The 24746-nt window shown below is 43.8% G+C and carries 17 protein-coding genes; 8 read left to right on the top strand and 9 right to left on the bottom strand.

The genetic code is table 11. The annotated features are described in order from the left end of the window. Positions 1-465 precede the first annotated feature (465 nt). The 6 genes from CWC28_RS04665 to CWC28_RS04640 all read right to left on the bottom strand — a co-directional run bounded on the left by CWC28_RS04665 (position 466) and on the right by CWC28_RS04640 (position 8296). The gene (locus CWC28_RS04665; protein ID WP_249324946.1) at positions 466-2412 is read right to left on the bottom strand and encodes a family 43 glycosylhydrolase; all 1947 of its coding nucleotides are present in this window, start codon (positions 2410-2412) and stop codon (positions 466-468) included. 12 nt (positions 2413-2424) lie between these two features. Beyond that, the gene (locus tag CWC28_RS04660) at positions 2425-3492 is read right to left on the bottom strand and encodes an aldose epimerase family protein (protein ID WP_234003553.1); all 1068 of its coding nucleotides are present in this window, start codon (positions 3490-3492) and stop codon (positions 2425-2427) included. 215 nt (positions 3493-3707) lie between these two features. Further along, positions 3708-4292 carry an HAD family hydrolase gene (locus CWC28_RS04655; RefSeq protein WP_063700833.1) on the bottom strand — a complete coding sequence of 195 codons (585 nt, stop codon included), beginning with the start codon at positions 4290-4292 and terminating at the stop codon, positions 3708-3710. A gap of 136 nt (positions 4293-4428) precedes the next feature. Beyond that, positions 4429-5928: an L-arabinose isomerase gene (gene araA / locus CWC28_RS04650; RefSeq protein WP_054552271.1), complete on the bottom strand. Its 1500-nt coding sequence runs from the start codon at positions 5926-5928 to the stop codon at positions 4429-4431. Between the two features lie 23 nt (positions 5929-5951). Continuing rightward, positions 5952-6647 (bottom strand): L-ribulose-5-phosphate 4-epimerase, encoded by a 696-nt coding sequence (locus CWC28_RS04645; protein WP_054552270.1) that lies wholly within the window; start codon positions 6645-6647, stop codon positions 5952-5954. Then, complete coding sequence (locus tag CWC28_RS04640; RefSeq protein WP_063700831.1) at positions 6644-8296, bottom strand: ribulokinase; 1653 nt, start codon at positions 8294-8296, stop codon at positions 6644-6646. Before CWC28_RS04640 ends, CWC28_RS04645 begins: the two co-directional genes overlap by 4 nt. Positions 8297-8527: 231 nt before the next feature. Here CWC28_RS04640 and tal point away from each other — a divergent pair, with 231 nt between their 5' ends. After that, positions 8528-9481, top strand: a complete 954-nt coding sequence (gene tal / locus CWC28_RS04635) for a transaldolase (RefSeq protein ID WP_138624793.1) — start codon at positions 8528-8530, stop codon at positions 9479-9481. Positions 9482-9766: 285 nt separating this feature from the next. Here the strand turns inward: tal and tkt are convergent, their stop codons facing one another. Further along, positions 9767-11767, bottom strand: a complete 2001-nt coding sequence (tkt, locus tag CWC28_RS04625) for a transketolase (protein WP_054552267.1) — start codon at positions 11765-11767, stop codon at positions 9767-9769. Between the two features lie 354 nt (positions 11768-12121). Between tkt and CWC28_RS04620 the strand changes: the two genes are divergently transcribed. The 5 genes from CWC28_RS04620 to CWC28_RS22645 all read left to right on the top strand — a co-directional run bounded on the left by CWC28_RS04620 (position 12122) and on the right by CWC28_RS22645 (position 20400). Continuing rightward, on the top strand, positions 12122-13009 hold the full coding sequence (locus CWC28_RS04620; RefSeq protein WP_105173857.1) for a MipA/OmpV family protein: 888 nt from the start codon (positions 12122-12124) through the stop codon (positions 13007-13009). Next, positions 13009-13392 carry a DUF3019 domain-containing protein gene (locus CWC28_RS04615; RefSeq protein ID WP_063700828.1) on the top strand — a complete coding sequence of 128 codons (384 nt, stop codon included), beginning with the start codon at positions 13009-13011 and terminating at the stop codon, positions 13390-13392. The genes CWC28_RS04620 and CWC28_RS04615 overlap by 1 nt, the downstream gene beginning before the upstream one ends. Then, positions 13392-14102 carry a response regulator transcription factor gene (locus tag CWC28_RS04610; RefSeq protein ID WP_063700827.1) on the top strand — a complete coding sequence of 237 codons (711 nt, stop codon included), beginning with the start codon at positions 13392-13394 and terminating at the stop codon, positions 14100-14102. Before CWC28_RS04615 ends, CWC28_RS04610 begins: the two co-directional genes overlap by 1 nt. Positions 14103-14174: 72 nt before the next feature. Further along, on the top strand, positions 14175-15293 hold the full coding sequence (locus CWC28_RS04605; protein ID WP_063700826.1) for an ATP-binding protein: 1119 nt from the start codon (positions 14175-14177) through the stop codon (positions 15291-15293). A 160-nt stretch (positions 15294-15453) separates the two neighbouring features. After that, entirely contained in the window at positions 15454-20400 is a 4947-nt protein-coding gene (locus CWC28_RS22645) for a S8 family serine peptidase (protein WP_138624792.1), read from the top strand. 63 nt (positions 20401-20463) lie between these two features. Here the strand turns inward: CWC28_RS22645 and CWC28_RS04595 are convergent, their stop codons facing one another. Then, a complete protein-coding gene (locus tag CWC28_RS04595) occupies positions 20464-21609 on the bottom strand; it encodes an acetyltransferase domain-containing protein (protein ID WP_138624791.1) in 1146 nt (381 codons plus the stop codon). After that, positions 21599-23683 carry a TonB-dependent siderophore receptor gene (locus CWC28_RS04590; protein ID WP_105173854.1) on the bottom strand — a complete coding sequence of 695 codons (2085 nt, stop codon included), beginning with the start codon at positions 23681-23683 and terminating at the stop codon, positions 21599-21601. The genes CWC28_RS04595 and CWC28_RS04590 overlap by 11 nt, the downstream gene beginning before the upstream one ends. Positions 23684-23863: 180 nt before the next feature. On the opposite strand from CWC28_RS04590, the gene CWC28_RS04585 reads away from it, so the two are divergent. Both CWC28_RS04585 and CWC28_RS04580 read left to right on the top strand, forming a co-directional pair. Continuing rightward, positions 23864-24328, top strand: coding sequence for an energy transducer TonB family protein (locus CWC28_RS04585; RefSeq protein ID WP_063700813.1), 465 nt, complete (start codon positions 23864-23866; stop codon positions 24326-24328). 85 nt (positions 24329-24413) lie between these two features. After that, positions 24414-24659, top strand: a complete 246-nt coding sequence (locus tag CWC28_RS04580; protein ID WP_171037140.1) for a DUF3297 family protein — start codon at positions 24414-24416, stop codon at positions 24657-24659. Positions 24660-24746: the final 87 nt, after the last annotated feature.

Genomic DNA, 24746 nt, shown 5'->3' with positions numbered 1-24746 from the left:
TTCAGCCGTCCGCGTTGAGCTGAGCGGTGTGGGCGTTTCGGGCTGCCTTTCCCTCTGCCGGAGGCTCTAGGTTCTAGGCTCTAGGTTCTAGGCTCTAGGTTCTAGGTTCTAGGAGTGCATTGTAGAACGGCTTTAGTCGTGAAGATTATGTGATGGACAAAATTCGGCACTAAAGTACCTCCTACGTGGGGTTTTATATGCAATGTAGGGCATGAAAAGGTGTAGATGGATTATGTTGGCTTTCGCTTCGCTCAAACCAACCTACCCGAAGAATGAACAGGTAAGTAATGCGGTAGGTGTCACGCTTGCTTGGCGCGTCATGAAATCAACACCCTACGATCAGACAGACATATCACCAACATCCTCCACCGCTCAGCTAAAAACTGACAGCTGAAGGCTGAAGGCTATAAAAAAAGCCACTCATAAATGAAGTGGCTTTGGTTGAGTCGATTTTTTACTTATAACTTAATTTGGTTCACGCAGATGGAACACTTGGCACTTGTTACCTAAATCAGGTTGTTGTGCGAAGTTAGTGTTTTCAGCTAAACCACAGTTACTTAAACCAAGCGCTTGTTTTGTGTAGCGGTTGATCAGCATAACACCACCGCCTTCTACCGGAGCAATACGCCACTGTGCTGTTTTCGCTGCACAAGACGCCATTTCTACGTTGGCACCTGGTACTAAGGCGTTATCAGCTACCGCAGCACAGAACTCGCTATCAGCGCTTTGTTTAAGGCTTACATAGCCTGTATCTGTTGGTGTGAAGAACCATTGCTGTGCATCTTTATGCGTAAAAGCTTGTTGCTCAACATTGGTACCCGCTTTAACCGTACCAGCCACGCTAAGTGCTTTACCACTTTGTTGGCTTAATACGACAACACTGCCCATAGGGCGTAATTGCCAGTCGCCACACGCTGTTGCGTCGCTTTGCTGTAAAACCGCTTGGTTTTGTGCGGCAGAACAACCAGCAACCGCTAATGGCTTGCCTGTGTAACGGTTAGTAATAGAGACATTACCATCTGTACTTGGTGCTACTTTCCATTGCTGACAGAAGTTATTGCGCCATGCTGCAGATTGTACTTTAGCGTTATCTGCGTCATTACAGCTTTCAAGCTCTAAGAACTTGCTGTCTTCACGGTTAGCTAAACGAACAAAACCATCTGTTGTTGCATCAATAACCCATTGACCATTGGTGCTTGCACACTGACGTTGAACTGCACGTGCATCTTGTGGATCAGCTGCAATGTCTAAACATAAGCCGCTTGTTGCATTCACTAATTGGTAACGTTGACCTTGCACTCGCGTTACCAGTGGGCCGTATTCACCTGATGGCGGAGCTACTTCAACGCCTGGTGTTAATGGTTTACCAAAGCTTGGTGTGCCATCGTCGTTCCAAGTGAATTTTTGCGCACGTAATGAACGCGTCGCACTACAACCGTGCTCTACCGAATCATTACCGTGATAAACTAACCAATCTTCTGTGCCGTCTGGCGATGTGAAAAAGCCGTTGTGACCTGGGCCAAACACTTCTTCTGTACGCTCAAATACTGGCTTTTCGTATTTTTTCCAGCTGCTCGCTTTAAGCGGATCGTCACCAACAAGCTCAAGCATACCTAGTTTGTAATCAGGAGTATTACAGAAGCTTGCTGAGTACGTCATAAACGTACGGCCATTGTGCTGTAAAATTTCAGCGCCTTCAGTTACTTTACGACCACTGATTTCCCAATCTAGCTCAGGACGCGTGATCACCGTATGCGGTGAGTTCTTCTTCAGAGTCCATGGGTTTTCCATTTCAGCAATAATGTTTAATTGCTGATCGCCCTGCCATTGAGAGTAAATTACATATAGCTTGTCTTTGTATGTTAGGTAGTTACCGTCGATGTTCCATACGTTAGGCATTAATGCGCCCTTGTATTCGTATGGACCCATAGGATCGTCACCGGCACTTTCTAATACGTTTAAGTGTTGGTTATCTAAAGTGCCATCAGTACCGGCTGTGTACATCATGTACCAACGGTAGCCGTTTGGCCCTTTTAGACGATGGAATTCAAACGCCCAGAAGTTACAGCAACGCTCAGGATTCGAATCAGACCAAACATTGATAGGTGTTGCATCAGCAAGGCCCGCTAATGTTGGTGATTTACGCATCACTAACTCAGAAGTCCACGTTGTTGTAGTTAGGTAATAGTTACCATCCCAATACTCAAGCCATGGATCGGCGCCATTTGGGAAAAGAGGATTAGTAAAAATACCATCATCTTGAATTGGCGCTTTTGCTGTGGCTGCGACATCTGTTTTGGCTGTGTTGTCTCCAGCCGTAGTCTGACAGCCCGTCAGAGCGCTAAACGACAAGGCAAATAGGCTAGCTAAACCAGCCTTTTGCATTGCGTTTTTAAGCTTTGTTGTTTTCACGTTTGTGTTCCTTTATTTTGTACCAAATTCGTACACGATGCGTGTTGAATACACGTCACCTGGCAGTAATGTTGTGCTTGGGAACGTTGGCTGATTAGGTGCATCAGGGAAATGCTGTGGCTCTAAACAAAAACCACTTCTGAAATTATGCACTAAGCCAGACGCTTGCTGAGTACTACCGTCTAAGAAGTTACCTGAATAAAACTGTACTGCAGGCTCTTCTGTGTAAACTGTTAACGTACGGCCTGAGTTTGCTTCGTAAACCGTCGCCGCTTCAACAAGTTCATTGCTTGGCGTGTCTTTAAGCACAAAGTTATGGTCATAACCTTTACCAAGTTTCAGTTGTTCATTGCTTGCTTTGATATCTTGACCGATTGCTTTAGCAGTACGGAAGTCAAACGGTGTGCCAGCCACATCCATCAACTCACCAGTTGGGATCAAGCCGCCATCCACAGGCGTAATTGCTTTTGCGTTAATTTGCATTTGGTGATCAAGAATGTCGCCTTTACCCGCTAGGTTAAAGTAGCTGTGTTGCGTCATATTGATTATGGTCGGCTTGCTTGTTGTAGCAATAAACTGCATATCTAGCGTGTTGTTGTTCGTTAGCGTGTAAGTCACTTCTGTCGTCACTTCACCCGGGTAACCTTGGTCACCATCAGGGCTCACTAAACTTAAGGTTACACCTGCGCTGTTTTGCGTCGTGAACGGTGTCATGTTCCACACTTTTTTGTCGAAACCTTGCACACCACCATGTAAATGGTTGTCACCATCGTTAGTCGCTAATTGGTATTCAGTGCCATTTAAGGTGAATTTACCGTTTGCGATACGGTTACCAAAACGACCGATGATTGCACCGTAGTAAGTTGTCGCTTTTGTGTACGCTTCTAGGTTATCTAAACCCAGTACAATATTACCCATTTCGCCTTTTGCATCTGGCGTTTCAATACGCGTGATAATGCCGCCGTAGTTGATCACATCAACGCTAATACCATTGCTGTTAGTCAGCGTTACTTGATTAACTGGAGTTTGATCAGCAAGTACGCCATAGGCCGTCATTGATGCTGAAGGGGAAGTCGTCATATTGTCTCCTTGATGAGCACACGCTGGTGTAAGGGCAATCCCACATGTCACCAACAATGCATAAAGCCCGCGCGACTTTTTCGTGTTCGAACTGGCTGTTTGATGAGTTGTTTTTAAACCTTGGAAAACACATTGCAATGACATATGAATAACCTTTTTGTAATTGTATTTATAGTTTTATAATACAAATACAGGTGTCATTGCAAATTTAATCGCTAAAGTTGGATTTTGCCGTCTTTCACCATGATGCAATCCATCCCCGCACTTTTGGCGGCTTGGTAGCCAATTTGTGTGTCTTCAAACACCACACATTGACTTGGTTCAACACCTAAAAGCGCTGCTACTTTTAAGAATGTTTCTGGGTTCGGCTTGCCTTTACTAACATCACTGGCAGTCACTAAGGCACCAATTTTATTAATTAAATTCGTATCTGTTAGATGATCAATTGCATGCTCGCGGTCAGCCCCCGTGCCCACACCCATTGGCAATACACCATGGTACTTTTCAAGTACTGCGACGGTTTCGTCAATCACTAGTGGATGATGTTGTAAATCAACCCAAAACTGGTGTTTATCTTTTGCCACAACCAAAGGGTCATGATCTAAACCAAATTTTTCGTTAAGCATTTCAATTGTTTTAACGGTCGGAATGCCGCCTAAGCTATACATGTAGTCGTAATCGAATGGATACCCATAGGCTTCGCAAGCTTTCTGCCATGCCTGTAAGTGACTGCCCATTGAGTCAATTAAGGTGCCATCCATATCAAAAATAATGCCTTGGTAGGCGCTTAAATCGATCATATCTACTCCTAAAATGTTTAGCTTCACAATAGCATAAGCCAGCGAAGAGCGTGGCTCATCACTGGCTTAATCGACAACAAAATTTGGGGTGAACGTGCTCACACACAGCACGTTCTAGTACATAAAGTACTAATTCTTACAGGCCACGTTTTAGCATGTAGTAAGCTGCGTTATGACGAAGCTCTGTTTTGAAACCACGGATCGTCGTATCGTTATCGATGATCATCGTTTCAACGCCAGCCATTTCAGCAAAATCGATAATCATATCGGTTGTTACTGCTTGGCTGTATGCAGTGTGGTGTGCACCACCGGCGTGGATCCATGCAGCTGATGCTACAGATAGATTTGGTTTTGGTTCCCAAAGCGCTGAAGCAACAGGTAAGTGAGGTAAATCAGCTGGCGGAGCCACTGTGTCTACTTCGTTAATTAGAATACGGAAACGGTTACCCATATCAATTGGTGATACGTTGATTGCAGCACCTGGTTTTGCAGTAAACAATAAACGACCTACATCACATTTCACACCAATAGTGTGCTGGTGAACTTCAAGACGTGGTTTTTGCGCTGCAATTGAAGGACACACTTCTAACATGTGTGCGCCAAGTACTTGGTCAGTCTCACCCATGTTGTAAGTGTAATCTTCCATGAATGAACAACCACCTTCACGGCCTTCACCCATTACTTTCATGATGCGAACCATAGCAGCTGTTTTCCAGTCACCCTCACCACCGTAACCATAGCCTTTCGACATTAGGCGCTGTGTAGCAAGACCCGGAAGACCAGAAAGACCTGATAAGTCTTCAAAACAGTTTGTGAATGCTTTAAAGCCACCTTTCTCTAAGAAACGCTCCATACCAAGCTCTAAACGTGCTTCGTTGCGTAGCATTTTCACTGCGTAATCGTCTTGTAGAGTTTCGTCAGCAATTACGTAGTCTTGCTTATATAGCTCTAACTGTGCATCGATTTCGTCTTCTGTGATTGTATCAACCACTTTTACAAGCTCAGCGACACCAAACGCGTGTACTTCATAACCAAAAGTAATTTGCGCTGAAACTTTGTTACCTTCAGTCACCGCAACTTGACGCATGTTGTCGCCAAAACGCGCAACTTTAAGTGTTTGGCTTTCTGCCCAACCTTTTGCCGCACGACACCAGTCATCTAACTGCTGTTGTACGTCAGCACGTTGCCAGTGACCTGCAACAACTTTACGCTCTTTACGCATTACAGTACCGATGAAACCGAACTCACGGTCACCGTGTGCACTTTGGTGCGTATTCATGTAGTTCATGTTGATGTCAGACCAAGGAAGGGCTGCGTTGAACTGAGTATGAAGGTGTAACCAAGGCTTACGTAATTCGCTTAGGCCAGCAATCCACATTTTCGCAGGTGAGAAAGTGTGCATCCATAAAACTAAACCAACACAGTTAGGATCCGTATTTGCCGCTTGGCAAACAGCGTGAATTTCTTCAGGTGACTTAACGGTAGGCTTACATACCAAGTTTACTGGTAAGTTCGCTTCGCTGTTTAAGCCCGCTACAATTGCTTCGCTGTCTTTGGCAACCGTTTCTAACACCTTAGGACCATAAAGATGTTGTGAGCCGGTAACAAACCAGACTTCTTTCGTCATCGTCGTCATGTTAATAATCCTCTAAATTCTTGCTATTTGCTCTGACCGTAATACGCGTTTTTACCGTGCTTACGTAGATAATGTTTATCCATCACTGCTTTTTTAAGTTCAGCTGCGTGTGGATCTAAAGTGCGTGTTAAATACGCCATGCGTGCAATCTCTTCGAGTAGCGCGGCATGGTATACAGACTGAGCGGCATCTTTACCCCACGTGAAAGGCGCATGACCCGCAACAATCACCATAGGTGCAGCTTTCGGATCGCGGTCTTGATACGCATCAGTAATTTGAATACCGGTTTCTAATTCATAATCGCCATTCACTTGCTCATCGGTTAGCTCACGAGTACAGGTGATGTCACCGTGTACATAGTCAGCGTGAGTTGTGCCAAGGCAAGGAATGCTTTGTTTTGCTTGCGCCCATGCAGTTGCATAGGTCGAATGCGTGTGTGTTACACCACCAATTGCATCGAAGTGGCGATATAAATGAACATGCGTTTTAGTGTCAGAAGACGGACGCATAGACCCTTCAACAATGTTGTTTTCAAGGTCGACGATCACCATGTCGTCGGCTTTCATTTGGTCGTACGATACACCACTTGGTTTAATCGCGATTACGCCTTTGTCGCGGTCGATTTGCGATACATTACCAAAGGTATAAATTACTAAGCCACGACGTTGCAGCTCCATGTTCGCTTCATAGACTTCACGTTTTAGTTCAGTAAAACTCATGCTTTGTCTCCGTTTACATAGCTTGCAAGTGCTTGGTAGTTAGCATAAAGCTCGTCATACACAGCAACGCGCTCAGGGTTTGGTAAGTACTGATGACATACTGACGACGCCATTACTTTTTGAGCATCTGCCACTGTTGCGTGCTCACCTGCAGCAACCGCAGCCATAATTGCCGCACCCAATGCACAGCTTTGCTCACTTTCTAAAACGTCGATTGGACAATTCCAAACATCAGCACAGGTTTGCATTACGTAGTCTGATTTTTTAGAGATACCGCCGATAACGACCACAGACTCGATTGGCACGCCTTCGCTACGGAAACGCTCAGTGATAGCACGTGCGCCAAAGGCAGTTGCTTCAACAAGCGCTTTGAAGAACTTAGGTGCATCAGTGCCCATTTTTAAGCCTGTTAATGCCATGGCAACGCTTTGGTCTGCATCTGGCGTACGACGACCATTTACCCAATCAAGCGCCGTTACATCGTTGCTTGTTACAGGCAATGCAGCTGCCGCTTTTGATAACTCAACTAAGATTGAGTCTTCTAGCTTGTTAACTAACGCTTGCTCAGCGTCAGATAAATTTGTAAGTTGGCGAGTTGGCCAAAGTACTAGGTTCTTGAACCATGCGTATAAATCACCAAACGCAGATTGACCAGCTTCTAAGCCAACCATTCCAGGGATCACTGAGCCGTCAACTTGACCACAAATACCTTTAACGCAAGTATCACCTAGCTGCTCTTGAGACGTTACAGTGATGTCACAGGTTGAAGTACCCATTACTTTAGTTAGAACACCAGGGCGAACATTGGCTGCTACTGCCCCCATGTGACAGTCAAATGCACCGTAACCAACAACAATACCTTGTGGTAAACCAAGCTTCTCGGCCCACTCAGCAGTTAAGTTGCCAGCAACTTGATCGCTTGGCTCTGTAGTTGCATTTAACGTATCAACAACACCATCTAATAGTGGATCGATATTGCTGAAGAAGCTGTTTGGTGGGAAACCGCCCCACTGCTCGTTCCACATTTGTTTGTGGCCCGTTGCACAACGCCCTAGCTTTAATACTTCAGGGTGCGTTGTGCCGCACATTAGCGCGGTCATCCAATCGCAGTGTTCAACCCATGAATAAGTGGCTGCTTTTACACTGCTATCAACGCGGAAAATATGTAATGCTTTGGCCCAGTACCACTCAGAAGAGTAGATACCGCCCATGTGTGAAAGGTAGTTCACATCGTTGTTAGTGGCAGCTGCAGTGATTTCATTTGCTTCTTTAATAGACGTATGGTCTTTCCACAAAATGAACATCGCATTTGGATTTTCTGCAAATTCTTCAGTTAATGCCAGTGGTGTACCTTGGCTATTAATTGCCACAGGCGTTGAGCCAGTTGTATCAAAGCTCATACCCACTACTTTGTCTGCAGTACCCGCTGGAACTTGTGACCATAGACCATTTACTACTTCTACAAGGCTATCAATATAGTCTTGTGGATGCTGACGAAACTGATCCTTACTTGGGTCACAATATAAGCCTTGTGCCCAGCGCGGGTAGTTTACTAAATGGCTGGCAAGTTCTTCACCAGTCGCAACATCAACGAGTAATGCTCTTACCGAGTCTGACCCGTAGTCTAATCCCAACGTATAACGAGACATAATTACCTTTCACTAATTGCTTACTAACATTGTTAGTCATTATCTTTATTTGTATGATAATATCAACAATACCAGATTGTAAAGGTATTATAAAAATATTATTAACAGGATTATTTGCTGCTGGCGGGCGATTTATTGCGCAGTTTCTCTGGAAGATTAGATTGTTTTTTCAGCACAAATAATAGGTTAAAGCCACTACATTAACTTTTGTATGATAAGAATGGGATAACTATGTCTAGTCAATTAGAACAACTTAAAGCAGTGACAACCGTTGTTGCTGACACGGGTGATTTTGAAGCAATCAACGAATATAAACCGCAAGATGCAACAACAAACCCATCACTAATCTTAAACGCGATTCAAATTGAGAAATATCGCCCACTTGCTGCCGAAGCCGTATCATGGGCAAAAGCACAAAGCAGTGACGCAGCTGAAGTTGTAACAAAAGCAGCCGACAAGCTAGCGGTATTAATTGGCTCTAAATTAATGGAGCAAGTGCCGGGTTTAGTTTCAACAGAAGTGGATGCGCGTTTATCATTTGATACTCAAGCAACCATTGATAAAGCACTTGAGCTTGTTGCTTTATATAAAGAGCAAGGCATCGACACATCGCGCGTGTTAATCAAAATTGCTTCAACATGGGAAGGTATTCAAGCAGCCAAGGTACTTGAAGCGCAAGGTATCCGTTGTAACCTAACGCTGGTATTTGCATTTGCTCAAGCACGTGCTTGTGCCGAAGTGGGTGCTTACCTAATTTCACCATTCGTTGGTCGTATTCTTGACTGGTACAAAGCACAAGATGCAAGCGCTGATTTCGACGGTGCTAACGATCCGGGCGTTAAGTCAGTAACGCATATCTACAACTACTTCAAAAAGCACGGCTACGAAACGATTGTAATGGGCGCAAGCTTCCGTAACATCGGTGAAATCCAAGAATTAGCAGGTTGTGATCGTTTAACTATCAGCCCTAAGTTACTTGCTGAACTAGCTGCAACTGACGCACCATTAACTCAAAAACTATTACCAGCAACAGAAAAAGCAGAAGCGCCAGCTGCAATGACTGAACAAGCTTTCCGCTGGGAAATGAATGAAGATGCTATGGCAACTGAAAAGCTAAGCCAAGGTATTCGTCAATTCGCAATTGACCAAGAGAAACTAGAGTCAATCTTAAACGAACTAGTTTAAACCGATTGTTTAAGCAGCAAAAAGCCCGCAAACCAAAGTTTGCGGGCTTTTTTTATACCAATTTGCTTAATTAAGTAGTCTATTTTGAGGCAATAAAACCTCGTTGATAGCAAGGCAAAAATTTCGTTATTTAGTTATTCTAAATCAGAAATTTTTAACGCAGATAGCAACAGGTTTAATCCCTCAAAATGATTAAGTATTATTGCGAATTGGTCTTCTTACCTACACATCATCACAAATGTAGGTTTATCGTGTTGCGATTACGATAATTTTTCGCCAGTCACATTATTCAGCAAGTAATGCATTTGCTTTTGCAACTAGGTTTGCCACTGTGAAACCAAAGTGCTCAAGCAGTACTGCTCCTGGCGCTGACTCACCAAATGTGTCCATGCCTAGTACATCACCATCTTGGCCAACATACTTGAACCAGAAGTCACGGTGCGCAGCTTCAACAGCAATCTTTGGTGTACCCGCTGGTAGCACGCTTTGACGGTATGCTTTATCTTGGCTGTCAAACTGATTCGTTGATGGCATAGATACCACGCGAACTTGCTTGCCTTGTGCTGTTAATTCAGCAGCAGCATTCACCGCTAGTTCAACCTCAGAACCCGTTGCAATAAGAATAAGCTCTGCAGCTTGTTCGCTATCAACAAGTACATAACCCCCTTTAGCAATGTCAGCAACTTGCTGTGCATCACGTGCCATCGCTTTTGTACCCTGACGGCTGAAGATCAGTGAACTTGGACCGGTTTCTTTTAATAACGCTTGGCGCCAAGCTACCGCAGTTTCAGTTTCATCACACGGACGCCATGCAGTCATATTTGGTGTCATGCGAAGGTTAGCGATTTGCTCGATTGGTTGGTGAGTTGGGCCATCTTCACCTTGACCGATTGAATCATGGGTATACACAAAAATGCTCTGTGCTTTCATTAATGCTGCCATACGTACAGCATTACGTGCGTATTCCATAAACATTAAGAAGGTTGCGCCAAATGGAATGAAACCACCATGTAATGCAATACCATTCATGATTGCGCTCATACCAAACTCACGTACGCCATAGAACACGTAGTTACCATCAGCAGCATCTTGTAAACCTTTTGCTTCTGGCCATAAGGTTAAGTTAGAACCAGCAAGGTCGGCAGAGCCACCCATTAGTTCAGGAAGCTGGTTAGCAAAGAAGGTGATCGCATTTTGTGATGCTTTACGTGTCGCAATGTTTTGCATGTCGGCTTGGCATTTAGCAATGTACTCATCAGCTAATTCAGCGAAGTTAGCTGGTAATGCTTTTTCAAGAACACGACGTGTATATTCTTTTGCAAGTTCAGGGTGTGCTTTGCTATAAGCCGCAAATTTTTGCTGCCATGCACCTTCAAGCTCTTGGCCTTTTGCTTGGGTATTCCACTCGTTATAAACCTCTTGTGGAACTTCAAATGCTGGGTGTGGCCAGTTTAGCTGCTCACGTACAGCGGCGATTTCGTCGTGACCCAGTGGTGCACCGTGACAGTCGTGGCTACCTGATTTATTTGGCGAGCCAAAACCAATCACTGTTTTACAACAGATTAATGTTGGTTGCGTGGTGTTGCTTTGTGCCGCTTCGATTGCACCCGCAATTGCATTCATATCGTGACCATCAACATCACGAATAACTTGCCAGCCGTAAGCTTCAAAACGTGCAGGCGTATCGTCGGTGAACCAACCTTCTACTTCACCATCGATAGAGATGCCATTGTCATCCCAAAATGCGATTAGCTTGCCTAGACCTAACGTACCTGCCAGCGAACATGCTTCGTGCGAGATACCTTCCATTAGACAGCCATCACCCATAAAGCAGTAAGTGAAGTGATCAACAATATCAAATTGTGGCTTATTGAATTGTGCCGCTAAGGTTTTTTCAGCGATTGCCATACCAACTGCGTTAGCAATACCAGAACCTAATGGGCCTGTCGTTGTTTCAACACCCGGAGTGTAACCATATTCTGGGTGACCCGGTGTTTTAGAGTGAAGCTGACGGAATTGCTTAATATCTTCAATGCTTACGTCGTAACCGCTAAGGTGTAACAATGCATATTGAAGCATTGAACCATGGCCATTTGATAACACAAAGCGGTCACGGTTAGACCAGTCTGGGTTTAATGGGTTATGGCGGTGAAAGTTTTGCCACAATACCGCTGCAATATCAGCCATACCCATCGGCGCACCAGGGTGGCCAGAGTTAGCTTGTTGAACGGCATCGACAGCAAGTATGCGAATAGCATTTGCAGATTGAGAACTAGGCAGAGTCATCTTATTAGCTTCCTGTTAATATTATAATATAAATAATATCGCAAAAACTCATCCAAATAGCAACTTAATAAAGCGCTATGCCAGTAATGACGTGTATTTAGGCCCATTTTGTACCGCTAAGCGCAGGTTTTAACACCATTTTATTGTTAATAACTTTTTCTAACTAAAGAGATGACAACACCGCTCAAAATAACCAAGCAAAAGTAGTGAAATATGCTTATTTATCAAGCAATTTCCTTAACTAATTTAGATTACAAAAACCAGACCTTGCTACAATTTGGTACATTATTTCATTGTTCAAGCCATTAATAACAACTTAATGTTAACGAGATTTTTCATTTAGGTTGTTTATTTGTGACTGTTCTAGGTAGTTGCTCGCTTGGGCTACGATCTTTATTTTTAATTAGTGCGCTTTGCCTTTCAGCAATGGCAAGCAGCACTGACTCTGCGTATTTAGCTGATGAAGGAGTAAGCCTTGGTTTAAGCCTAGGCTATGGTCAACTCGACAACCCAGTTTATAAAAAAGACGACATTCCTCTTTATGCCCTACCGCGTATAGAAGTATTTGCCGGTGACTTTTCATTTGCAAATACTCAGTTTGCTTGGACACCCGTGTGGGGCGATCACTATCAAGTGTCGTTATTCACCCAACTCAATGAAGATGGGCTGTATTTTGCCAAACACTCAGCAGCACTAACTGCAATTAGAACAACCAGTGGCCGCCCTTCAATGACACCGCCACCACCCGGTTCAAGCATTGAAGCACCAGTGGTGATAAAACGCCGCGGTGATATTACTAAAATATCAAAACGTAAACTGTCGGCCATGAGCGGTATTGAAGCGATTGTTGACTGGCAAAGCTGGCGTTTTAGCGCGTATTGGTCAATGGAGCTCACCAACTATCACAAAGGGTTACAAGGCGCATTGTCTGCACAGCGCTTGTTTTTGTTTGATCAGCATCTAGTTTTACTCGGCGCTGAAATACAGCATTTAAGTGCCGGTTTAGTGGATTACTACTATGGCAGTGCTGCAAAAGAGATACGAGCCGGGTTTAGCCCTTTTTTAGGCCACTCCAGTCAAAAATACAATCTAAAAGCCAGCTATCAATATCAATTTAATCAACAATGGCAATTCATAAGCGATGTAAAATACCAACGCTTATCTTCAGGTATCGCCGATAGCCCCCTTATTGATGACCGTAACTTATTGTCTTTTTATGCTGGCTTGGCGTGGAATTACTGATGATGTTGCGCTCTCGGCTTTTTTCACTCTTATTCATTTGCAGCCTTTCGTTTGTTGGCAGCACATTTGCACAAGCAGGCTACATTGAAGCAACACCAGAAAACTGTGTAACGGTAGAGCAAGACTGCGTGATGGATGTCTCCATTAATTGGTATACCGAAGTCAGCGAAACAGTGTGTATTCGCGTTACCGATCAAGAAATTAGGCTGTTCTGCCAAAAGCCAAATCAAGGGCAGAACTTTGCAATCACAGTGCAAAACAATCGCAACATTGTGTTAGAGCTACTCAGCGAGCAGCTAGAACCACTAGAAAGCACTGAAATTAGTTTATTCCACCAGCATGTTAAAAAACGCCGACGTGATATCGCATGGAGTATTTTTTGATGAGCCAGCATACTATTTTATATATTGAAGATGATTTAAAACTTGCCCAGCTAGTCTCTAATTATTTAAGCAATCATGGATATATCATTGAACACTTTGATAGTGGTTGCCATGCCTGTTACCAAGCAAGTAGTAAGAAATACGACTTAATTTTGCTCGATATCGGATTAGGCTCGGAAGATGGCTTTGAGATCTTTAAAGAACTAAAACAATACCAAGATACGCCAATTATTTTTATGACCGCAAGGCAGAGCCAAGTCGATCATATTACTGGCCTTGAGCTAGGCGCCGATGATTACCTAACCAAACCTGTTTCCCCGTCCATTTTATTAGCGCGAATAAATAACACGATTCGCCGCAGCCAAGCTATAAAACCAACAAGCACCACTCACAACGCCCATAATATTCGCTTTGGCTCGTTGAGTATTAATACTATTCAGCGCGAAGCTTACCTGCATAGCCAGCCACTTGAACTGACCAGTGCAGAGTTCGAAATTTTGATCCAGCTTGCTAAATCACCGGGCCAGTTGGTCAGTCGAGACCAATTATTTGATGGCACCATTGGTCGTAAATACGATGGTCAAAGCCGCACCATCGATGGCCGCATTAGTCGCTTACGCAAAAAGCTCGGTGACGAAGCGGTGCCGGCACAAAAAATCGTCACTGTTTGGGGTAAAGGATATATTTTTTCTCCACAAGCGTGGGGTTAATGCAGTTTGCTACGCCTGTTTTGTTATTTGTATTTAACCCTAGCTGTTTGTCTAGGAAGTGCCGCTTGGTTATTGGAAACTTATTTTCCAAACCCACCGAGTTACAGTACAGAGCAGCAGTTAGCAGAAAACATCTTGAGTCTTGCGCCCAATAACCCTGCTATTAAACACACACCTCTGGCGAACTTTTACCTTGGTGAACAATTACAGGCATCACTTTTAGCAGGTCAGGTAATTAGTGTTAACGATGCCAATAACAATGTTTACTTTCATAAACTTGCAGATGATAGACAGACCCTATTAAGCATAGGCCCATACAGCCAACCTGCTGATCAGGGTTATCAGTCTTTAGTGAGCCTACTGTTTTACTCTAGCCTTGCCTTAGCGGTGGTGATTTTTACGGGCCCACTACTGTTTGACTTAAATAAGCTACGTAAAGCCAGTAGTAAAATGTCTAATGCCGACTTTACAGCACAAGTGCACTTCACACGTTTTAGCTTGCTAAAAAGCATTGGCGATACCTTTGATAACATGGCATTAGCGCTTCATAACCGGAATCAAAGTCAACGCGAATTAATCAATGCTGTTTCCCATGACTTTTTAACGCCTATATCGCGGGCTAAATTCGCCCTCGAAGCAGTCGTTGATAACAACGCTTACCGACACAGTGTGTTGCAAGACATTATTGAACTTGAGCTTTTAGTCGAAGAGTTTTTAACTTATGCCGAGCTTGAACAATGCGAACCCACTTTGTTAGTGAAAGACTACTGCCCAAATGAACTATTACAGCCCTGCATTACTAAGTTTCAAAGCTATAGCCCTTTGGCTATTCGTCTTGACTGCGAATTAACAGCAATTTGCGTTGATAAACAAAGCTTTCAACGCTTATTGCAAAACTTACTCGGGAATGCGGTTCGCTTTGCTAAAACGCAAATCCATATCAAGGTTTCACAATACGAAAACGGCATTTTGTTAGTGATTGAAGATGATGGCCCGGGGATCCCTGAAAAAATGCGCGCCAGCCTCATGCAGCCATTTTCTAAAACCGCTTCGGTGCACCAAACAGGCTATCAAGGTGTTGGCCTTGGCTTATCAATCGTTAAGCAGCTATGCCTGTGGAACAACGCAAAATTTAGCTTAGATAACGCGCAAACCTTAAGCGGAGCAAGAGCAAGTATTCTGTTTCGATAAGCAGTTTTTCGGTAAAAATGTACCAAGCTGTAACAGTGTGTGCCAATTGTTTACATTTCATTGATGTTATAGTCACAACTCAACACTATCCCTACTGATTACAACCGTTCGCCGCTAGCGCGAGCTCATAATTATAATCCTTCGAGGGAAGTTAGATCACATGTTCAATATGAAAAAAGTATCAGTGATGGTCGCATCTGCACTTTACTTAGGTGTAGGTACGTCTGCTGCTGCGCTAAATGACCAAGCATGGCCAGAAATGCCAGCAGGCTATGCGCCAAAGCAAACCGTTACCAATGAATTTGTGTGGGAAGACAAGGTTAACAACACAGTTAAAAAACAAAGCCGCGTTTTCACACCAGAGAAAGATATTAGTGGTATTCAAACTTATATCGTGCAACTGGACGATGCACCTATTTCGACTTACCAAGGTGGTGTTAAAGGGCTTGCGAGCACTAAAGAAGTTGTAATGCAGACGCAACAAGCAACTAAGCGCTCAACGCTTAATATGGCGCAGCCTGCTATCGCAACTTACGCTAACCACCTAGCAAGTAAGCGCCAGTCAGTACTGAGTACTGCGATGAGCCAGCAAGGCTTGAGCCTAAATGTTGAGCGCACATTCAATGTGACATTAAACGGTTTCACCACCAAAATGACACAAGATGAAGCAAAGCGCCTTGCTAAAGTGGCAGGTGTTAAGAAGATCACTCGCTCAAAAATCTACAGCCTAAATACGTTTAATACTATTGAGCAAACAGGTGCTTCTGCACTTTGGAGCGCAAGTGCTAGCAACCCTAGCAGCAACAAAGGTGAAGGCACGGTTGTCGGTATCATTGATACGGGTATCAACACCGATCATCCATCATTCGCAGCTGTAGGCGGCGATGGTTACACTCACACCAATCCTCTAGGCGACAAGTACCTAGGTGACTGTGCAACTGCTGAATTTGCTGATCTGTGTAACGACAAGCTAATTGGTGTTTATTCTTACCCTGAGATCACCGCAGCTTATGTGGATTCCGTATTTGAAGAGACTCGCCCTGAAAATGGTGAAGACTACCATAGCCATGGCTCACACGTTGCCGGTACAGCAGCAGGTAATATCCTTTACGATATTCCTTACAAACTGACTGAGTATGAAAGTCAATCATCTGGTTTAGAAACCAATGTAACTTTCCCGCAAGTATCAGGTATGGCACCCCACGCCAATATCATTTCATACCAAGTATGTTGGCCGGGTGGTTCTGGTGACCCTTATGCGGGCTGTCCAACAAGCGCTATCTTAGCAGCCGTTGAACAAGCTGCGATTGATAATGTTGACGTACTGAATGCGTCGTTAGGTGGTCTTGAAGAAGATCCATGGAGCGACCCAATTGAGCAAGCATTCATGAATGCGGCCGAAAGCGGTGTATTTGTGGCGGTAGCGGCAGGTAACAGTGGCCCTGAATATTCAACGGCTGACCACTCATCACCTTGGGTAACCACCGTTGCAGCTCATACCCCTTCAACCAAAGTAAACTTTGGTAACAAACAACTTAAAAACCTAACTGGTGGCGATACTTCTGCACCGGGTCCATTCACAGGCGCAGGCGTTAACTTTAACGAGTTAACCGGTTTGATTTTCCCTGCAACTGATTTTGAAAATCCAAATGAAAGCTCAAGCTATGCACTTGCCAACTGTGACAAGCCATTCCCTGAAGGTACATTTGATTTAGTGGATGATCCTACAACCGCTATCGATGAAAGTGCGCAAGACGTGATTGTTGTATGTAAGCGCAGCTCTTACCCACTTTACTCAAAATCGTTAAACGTAAAAGCAGGTGGTGCAGAAGGTTTAATTATTTATAACCATGTATCATTTTACGATAACTACACAATTCCATCGGTTACATACCCAATTCCGACCATTCACATTAAAAACGTCGATGGTAAAAGCTTATTAGAATGGTTAAGCACTGGCGACAGCCACATGGGTACCATTGAAGCAACCGAAGGCACCGTAGATACCGTAGATAAAGACCGCATTGCTTACTTCTCTGGCCGTGGTCCATCATACTTTGGCTTTGACACCTTACTTGTAGACGTTGCTGCACCGGGTGTTGATATCTATGCGCCATCATCAGACGATCAACCGTTTACCAGCAACCCTGCGACGTCAGACTGGCAATCAATGTCTGGTACATCAATGGCAAGCCCACACGTTGCAGGCGCGGCAGCATTGTTAAAACAATCTCACCCTGATTGGACACCAATGCAAATTCAATCAGCATTGATGTTAACTGCAAACAATCAAGTTGCTTTAGCACAGTACCTAAACAACTACACCGATGATGGCTTTGATGCTGCCCTTGCTGAAATGGGTTCGGGTAAAATGCAAGTTGAGCGTGCTGATAAAGCAGGCCTATTGCTTGATGAAAGCATTGCTAACATGGCAGCTGCAAATCCAAGCCTAGGTGGCCGCGAAAAAGCGCTAAACACAGCTTACATGGTTGATAATGACTGTGGCTTTAAGTGTACGTTTATCAGAACCTTTACGGCGACAGAAGACGCAAGCTGGACACTTCATACAGAAAACTGGATTGGTAATAGCAAAATTAGTGTTGAGCCAAGCAACTTTGATATCAAAGCAGGTGAAACACAAAGCATTGTTGTTACGGTTGAAGCAAGCCAACAAGCAACACCACAAGAAATTGTTGATTACACGGGTAACCAAGGTCAAATCGTGATGACCTCAAGCAACCCTGAATCACCTATTTTAGAAATGCCTGTATGGACTTTCACTGGTGATACTGGTTTACCTGAGTATATTCAAATTGATGCACACCGCCGTTCTGCAACGATGAAGGTTGGTCCATTCAATACTGATGAAATCAGTAACTTAACCACACAATCGTACGGCTTAGTAAAAGGCCAAGTTGAAACAGTACACCTATTCAACGACACCACACCTGGCGACCCATTCGATAGCGTAGAGGTTGAAGGTGAAGGCGACGCTGTAAACAACAACCACATTCAGTGGACGACTGTGCCTGAAGACGCAAAAATGCTAAGCGCAAGCGTCATGAACGACACATCACGTGTACTTGTTTTCATGGGTAAAGATAGTAACGGTGATGGCATCGCGTCTTATGAAGAAACGCTATGTATGTCAACTAGCTACACCCTAACTAACTTCTGTAACATTGTTGATCCTGAAGCCGGTGAGTACTTCACGTTATACATGAGCCTACAAACTTTATCGTATGGCGAAGTTGATGAAGGTATCGAAGTATCGTTTGCTACAGCGGTGACCACTGAAGACAATGGCTCACTCACTGTAACAGGCCCAAGCAGCGTACCAGGTTATGACGAGCTTGAACTTGACCTTGCTTATAACCTACCTGAGATGGAAATTGGCGATATCTACTTCGGTGGCTTTGATATTGGTAGCAACCCTGAAGATGCTGGCAACCTAGGTTTCGTACCAGTGATCATCGAGCAAGTTGATAAAGACGTGACCTTTACTGCTAACAAAAACAAGGCATATGTAGGTGACTTAGTTGACTTCGAAATCAGCGTTATTGCGAATAACGAAGATGAAGCTCGTCAGTTTGCTCTAAACACTGAGTTCCCTGTGGGCGTAGACATTGTTCCTGACAGCATTGTCGCATCTAACTCAACGCCAGTAACACCTATGCTAGATAGCAATGCACTAGCACTGGTTGGCGTACAAGAAACGACTAAAAATGTTGAGCGTAATTATAACATTACCACCAACATCACTGACGAAATGTGTTCATTAACATCGGCGCATTCACCAGATCCTTACTACCTAGAACTGCGTGAGCTTGGCTGGCGTACACTAGAAGGTGTTGAAGGTCGTTACTACAACGAGTTCGAGTACACATTTAAAGAAATCATGAACACTAATCTTGATGTGTCATTCCCATTCTTTAATAAGTACCACTTTGACTCAATTAAACTTAACCCAGCTGGCTTAGTCACATTTGGTTCGCAAGGCCGTACAACGCCATTCCACGTTGAACTGCCTGAGGGTTACACTCAGCCGCCACCGCCGCCTTACCTAATCGCACCTTTCTGGGTTGGTGACAACATGATCCCAGAGCGTGTTGACGGTGGTTACGGTAACTATGACGCCAACGCAGGTATCACACCAACTTACACAGTATCGCGTGAGTGGTTAGTACTTGAGTGGGATAATATCCAGCGTTCAAGAACTGAAGGCCAATCTGTTGACGTTGAAATGTTCATGCGCATGGGCATTGACTATGAGCCAGGTGAATACGAGCTACTATTTGCTTATGACAACCTAAGCTTAGTTGATGCACAAGGTTCTATCGGCTTGAAAGCTGCCGATGGTCGTGGCTTTATCAGTGGTGATATTCCTATCGATTTAAACATTGGTAACAAGTACGGTTTCAACAATATGGACGAAGTACTGCACGACAAACTAGTTGTCTGTCTTGACTACACGGGCCCTGAAATTTCTAAGTTTGACGTGAAATTCCAAGCATACATTGGTGAGCAAGCGGCGAATCAAACGCATCAACTATCTCTTACAAATGGTTTAGTTGGCGCAGATGATGAAACCATCACCCTTGATCTTGAAGTTATCGGTAACCTAGAAATGGCAGCCTTAACGGATATGTCAGTGGCAGAGAACGAATCGATTAGTTTTGACGTGCTTTATGCTGACGAAAACCAAGTGAGCAACCAAATCGACGTGTTAGGTGAAAACTTCACTTTTGAAGTCTCTGGTCACACATCAGGTAGCACAGTGACTATCACGCCAGCGGCGAACTTCCATGGTGACATTGATGTAACAGTAAAAGTTAGCGACAGTGTTAACCCAACTGATGCAGCAATGAGTTCATTTGTATTATCGGTGATGTCTGATGGTGAAGAGCTCGGCTGTACTGACAGCTCAGCATCTAACTATGATGAAAGCGCCAATACTGATGATGGTAGCTGTACTTTCCCTGAGGCAGTGATTCCAGAAGCTGAGATTGAAAAAGACAAGAAATCATCAAGCGGTTCATTCGGCTGGTTACTACTAGCTGTTGCACCACTGATGGCACTTCGTCGTAAAAAATCTCGAATTAACTAAGGACTAGTTAATTAGGATAGTAAGTAGGTAATGCCGATATGCTTAGCATATCGGCATTTTTCGTTATAAATACTTTAACCAAGGCTTGCTAGCCTTACGCTTGTATTCACTAAACTTCTTGGTTGGCCAATAAAGCCCTATTGCCAGCAACAAAGTAATAAACCAAATACCTGATATATCACTGACTCCTAAATATTGCCCTTGATTTGCCCCCCAGATCAGCATGCCTATTTGATACATAAATAGCAGTACATAGAGGTGGAAAATATAAAAGAACATAGGCACAGAGCCATATACACGTAGCGCATTCGTAACGCGGTTGAGTGGTCTTTCAAATAACCATAAGCCAACAAACATGCCTGCTAACGTGATCAGCAAAAAGCTCAGTGACGGTGGGTACTTAGTCACATTAAACACCGACATCATGGTTTCGGTTGTGGTGCTAAACGTTTGCCATGGCAAGGTTTCACCATAAATATTAAATCCACGCAGCAGCGCAAATAACCCCACACATAACAGGGCTAACAGCAGCAATGCTCGTTTACGTGAATCCGCCGATTGAGTGTGCGCATATAAAGGACCGGCACAGTAACCCAATAAGATAACGCCAATCCAAGGCAGCACTGGGTAGCTAATTTTTACATCGATTAAACCACCTTGTGATAGATAGCCTCGGTCATGCAAAATCGTCCACAGCGAGTAACCAAACTCATCGGGCGTAAAGCTGATAGGAGTCAGTAAGTTGTGACCAAATACAATAACCAAGCCAAGCACCAGCAATAGATTGCGCGGCAACTTAATCAGTACTGCTAACACCAGCATACAAAGGCCAATCGCCCACATCACTTGCAGCCAAATAGTGTGGTAGTAACCCATCCACGAAAAACAAATCAGGGTCACTTCAAGGGCGATTAAAAATAGCCCTCGCTTGACTAAAAAGCTTCGTGCTGAACGCGCCACGCCACTTGCTGGGTGACTATAAAGCCACGCCGACAAACCGGTTAAAAAGATAAAGGTTGGCGCACAAAAGTGCGCCGCAAAGCGGCTCCAAAAAAGCCCCGGCGAAGTGGTATCAACCACCATGGGATCAGCCACCTGCATGTGCAAGAAAAACCGCTCTCGCACATGATCAAGTAACATCAGCAGAATAACGACACCACGCATGATGTCGATACTGTGAATACGGCTTTTAACTTGTTCAGAAGTCATAACTTACGCCAAGTTTAAATTGTGTCGGCGCACCTGGGTAGGCCCACAATGCATTGTAAGAACTGGCGATATATTGCTCATCAAACACGTTATCAACATTCAGTGATACCGTTGTACGTTCAGTCGCTCGCCATTTAGCAAATAAACCAACAGTTTGGTAACTCGGTAATCGGAAGGTAAGATCAGCTGGGTCACCCAAACGGTCAGACACATATTGATAATGACCACCAATCTTTATGTCTTGTGCGAATACACTTAGATCATGGTTTAAGCCAATCGAAAGGTTATTCTTTGGTACGTTCACAAGTGGACTGCCCTTAGGAATTGGCACTAACCAATCAACATTTAGACTATCTGTTGCAGTCTCGGCATCCACATAGGCATAAGATAGGGTGTACTCGGTATTGTCACCCAATGAACCTGTTAAATCTAACTCAAAACCTGTGCTATTAGCTTTACCTACAGGTGTTGAATAACCCACATTTACTGGATCTGCCACCAGCATATTGCTCTTACTCGCATCAAAGTAAGCAAGCGTACCGCTGATATTGGCGTAGCTAAATTTAACACCTACCTCAAACGAGTCGCTTTCTTCAAAACCGAATGGATTACCTTCGGCATCGGTGCCGCTCAGTGGTAAAAAGCCTTCTGAATAGCTTGAGTAGAGGTTAATGTCGTCATTAAGGGCATAAACCACACCAAAACGTGGACTAATGCGGTTTTCTTTGCTGTTTGATGCAACACCAGACTTAGTTTCAAAGATATCTTGTTCAATTTCATCAAAACGCAGACCTAACATCACTTTTAAGTTATCGGTTAGATCTAGTTGGTCTTGCAGGTAAATACCGTACGCATTTTGCTGTTCGTTATTTTCGTACTGCATGCTTACTTCAGGGCCTTCAGTGGTGCTGTACTCTGGCTCATAGATATCAATGGTGTAAGTGCCATTACCACCACGGTAGCGATAAAGCCCCGTGCGTAGCTCATAGTCGTAACCATCAACACCAATCATTACATGGTTGGTGATACCAGCAACATCAAAATGACCGCTTAATTCAAAGCGCAGCGATAAATCATCAGACTCATAATCACGGTATCTGTGTTGGCGAGTTAAAGTTCTGCCATCATCAAATAATGACTGACGCGATGGTGACAGCTCAGCATCTGACGAATAACCCGTTAGCGTTGCAGTACGGTAACTAGCACCTAATAACAAGCTCCAAGCTTGGTTTAGATCGTTGCTGTAATTTAATTGATGACCGCGTGAGTGTACCTTGGTTGGTGCATCATTTGGGTTACCTAAAAAGCGTGACTCAGGTACGGTATCAAAATCACCATTTAACACCACAATACCGCGGTCATACATTTGCTGTTGGTCAACATACTCAAACTCATAAGTCAGCGATGAGTTATCGTTGATTTGATAATAAAGCGAAGGCGTAATCACGAATTTGTCGTGGTGCACATAATCTCTAAAGCTATCGCTATCTTGCCATGCACCATTGATACGAAACGCTAAATCATCGCTTAGACCGTTAGTGTAATCACCTTGAATACGCTTGTGATCATCGCTACCGAACTCAGCTTGAAGTTGCCCTTGCTGATAAAACTGGGGCTTTTTAGTAATAATGTTTACGGTACCACCCGGCTCTGAACGGCCATAGAGTGCTGAGCCCGGTCCTTTTAATACTTCGATGTATTCAATGTTTGATACATCACGCGGGCCTGCAAAGCCGCGTCCACCACTAAAGCCGTTAACTAAATACCCAGACGGCATATTTTCGTTACCCGACAAACCACGAATTGAATAGCTATCCCACAGCGCGCCACCATTATTCTTGCGAGTAATGCTGGCAGAAAAATCCAGTGCATCACGAAACTTAGTGATACCGTTATCAGTCATCATGTCTTTACTTAATGTGGTGATCGATTGCGGTAAATCTTTTGTTGGAATATCACCACGAAACGCTTGCTTATGTTCAATGGTGATTGTTTCGATATCGCTGTTATCAGCTGCGTATGTATTCGCTGCAAACGCCGCAGCTAAGGCTAAACTTAGTGTTGAGTACTTCATAAGGTCTGATTGTAGTAATTAAGGGAAATGTTTTGTTATAAAATAACACAAATGAGCATATTGATATAGTATAACAAATCATTTGCACAGAATTTTTACCTATCTTTTTAATGTTTACATCATGCAAGTTCATCACTAGTATTAATAAATGACTAAAAAACAAACAAGTTAGGGAAAACTATGTATAAATCACTTTTCGCATTAACGCTCGTATGCACATCTATAAGTTCATTCGCTAACCCTGATTTATCAGGCCGAAACCCTTTTGTTGATATTCAAGCACAGGTACTCGACACCTCCACAGGTAAGCCAACATGGCAACGTCTTGATCATATTCCTTATGTACAATACCCAACGGGACTACTTAATCAGCAAGGTAGTGGCTGTGCGATTGTTAACTTTGCAGTTACTCCCGATGGTGTTGTGAAAAACCTTAATATCGAGAACTCAGCACCTAAGCGCTTTAGTAAAGATGTTAGAAAAGCAGCAAGGCAAATAGTGAGAGATTGGCAATGGCCTGAACGTACTGATGATCAAACACTTGAGCTAACCATGCGTTTTGATTACTGCCTAACCTTCGATTACGACAAAAAGAGTGAAGCTATAGCTATGTGTGTTGAGCATTCAGAACAAGCCTGCGAGTAAAGCATAAATTTGCCATACAGATACTTGAGCCAATGCGAGGTATTGCCTACAATGGCGCACAATTTATTCAATGCAGATCGCAATTATGACTGATACACAAAAACCAGAATTACCAAACCAACTTTCTATTAATCCACGTAGTAAATTTTATGTGGAAGAAGTATTCGAGCATGAAATTGGTGTAAAACTTAACGGCAAAGAGCGTTTTGACGTTGAAGAATATAATATCAGCGAAGGCTGGATCAAAGTCGCTTCTCCAAAAGCGCTTGATCGCCGCGGCCAACCTTTACTATTAAAGGTAAAAGGCACTGTAGAAGTATTCTACAAGTAATGATTTGTCGGCTAAAGCTTGCTTTAGCCGATACTCCCTCTAAATTCACGCCCCTAATTTATCGATTGATTTCTAGACACATTTTGT

This window comes from Pseudoalteromonas sp. S4492, from assembly GCF_005886115.1.
Taxonomy (GTDB): Bacteria; Pseudomonadota; Gammaproteobacteria; order Enterobacterales; family Alteromonadaceae; genus Pseudoalteromonas; species Pseudoalteromonas gelatinilytica.
Note: the sequence above shows the minus strand (reverse complement) of the source record. Positions and strands in the feature narration are given on the sequence as shown.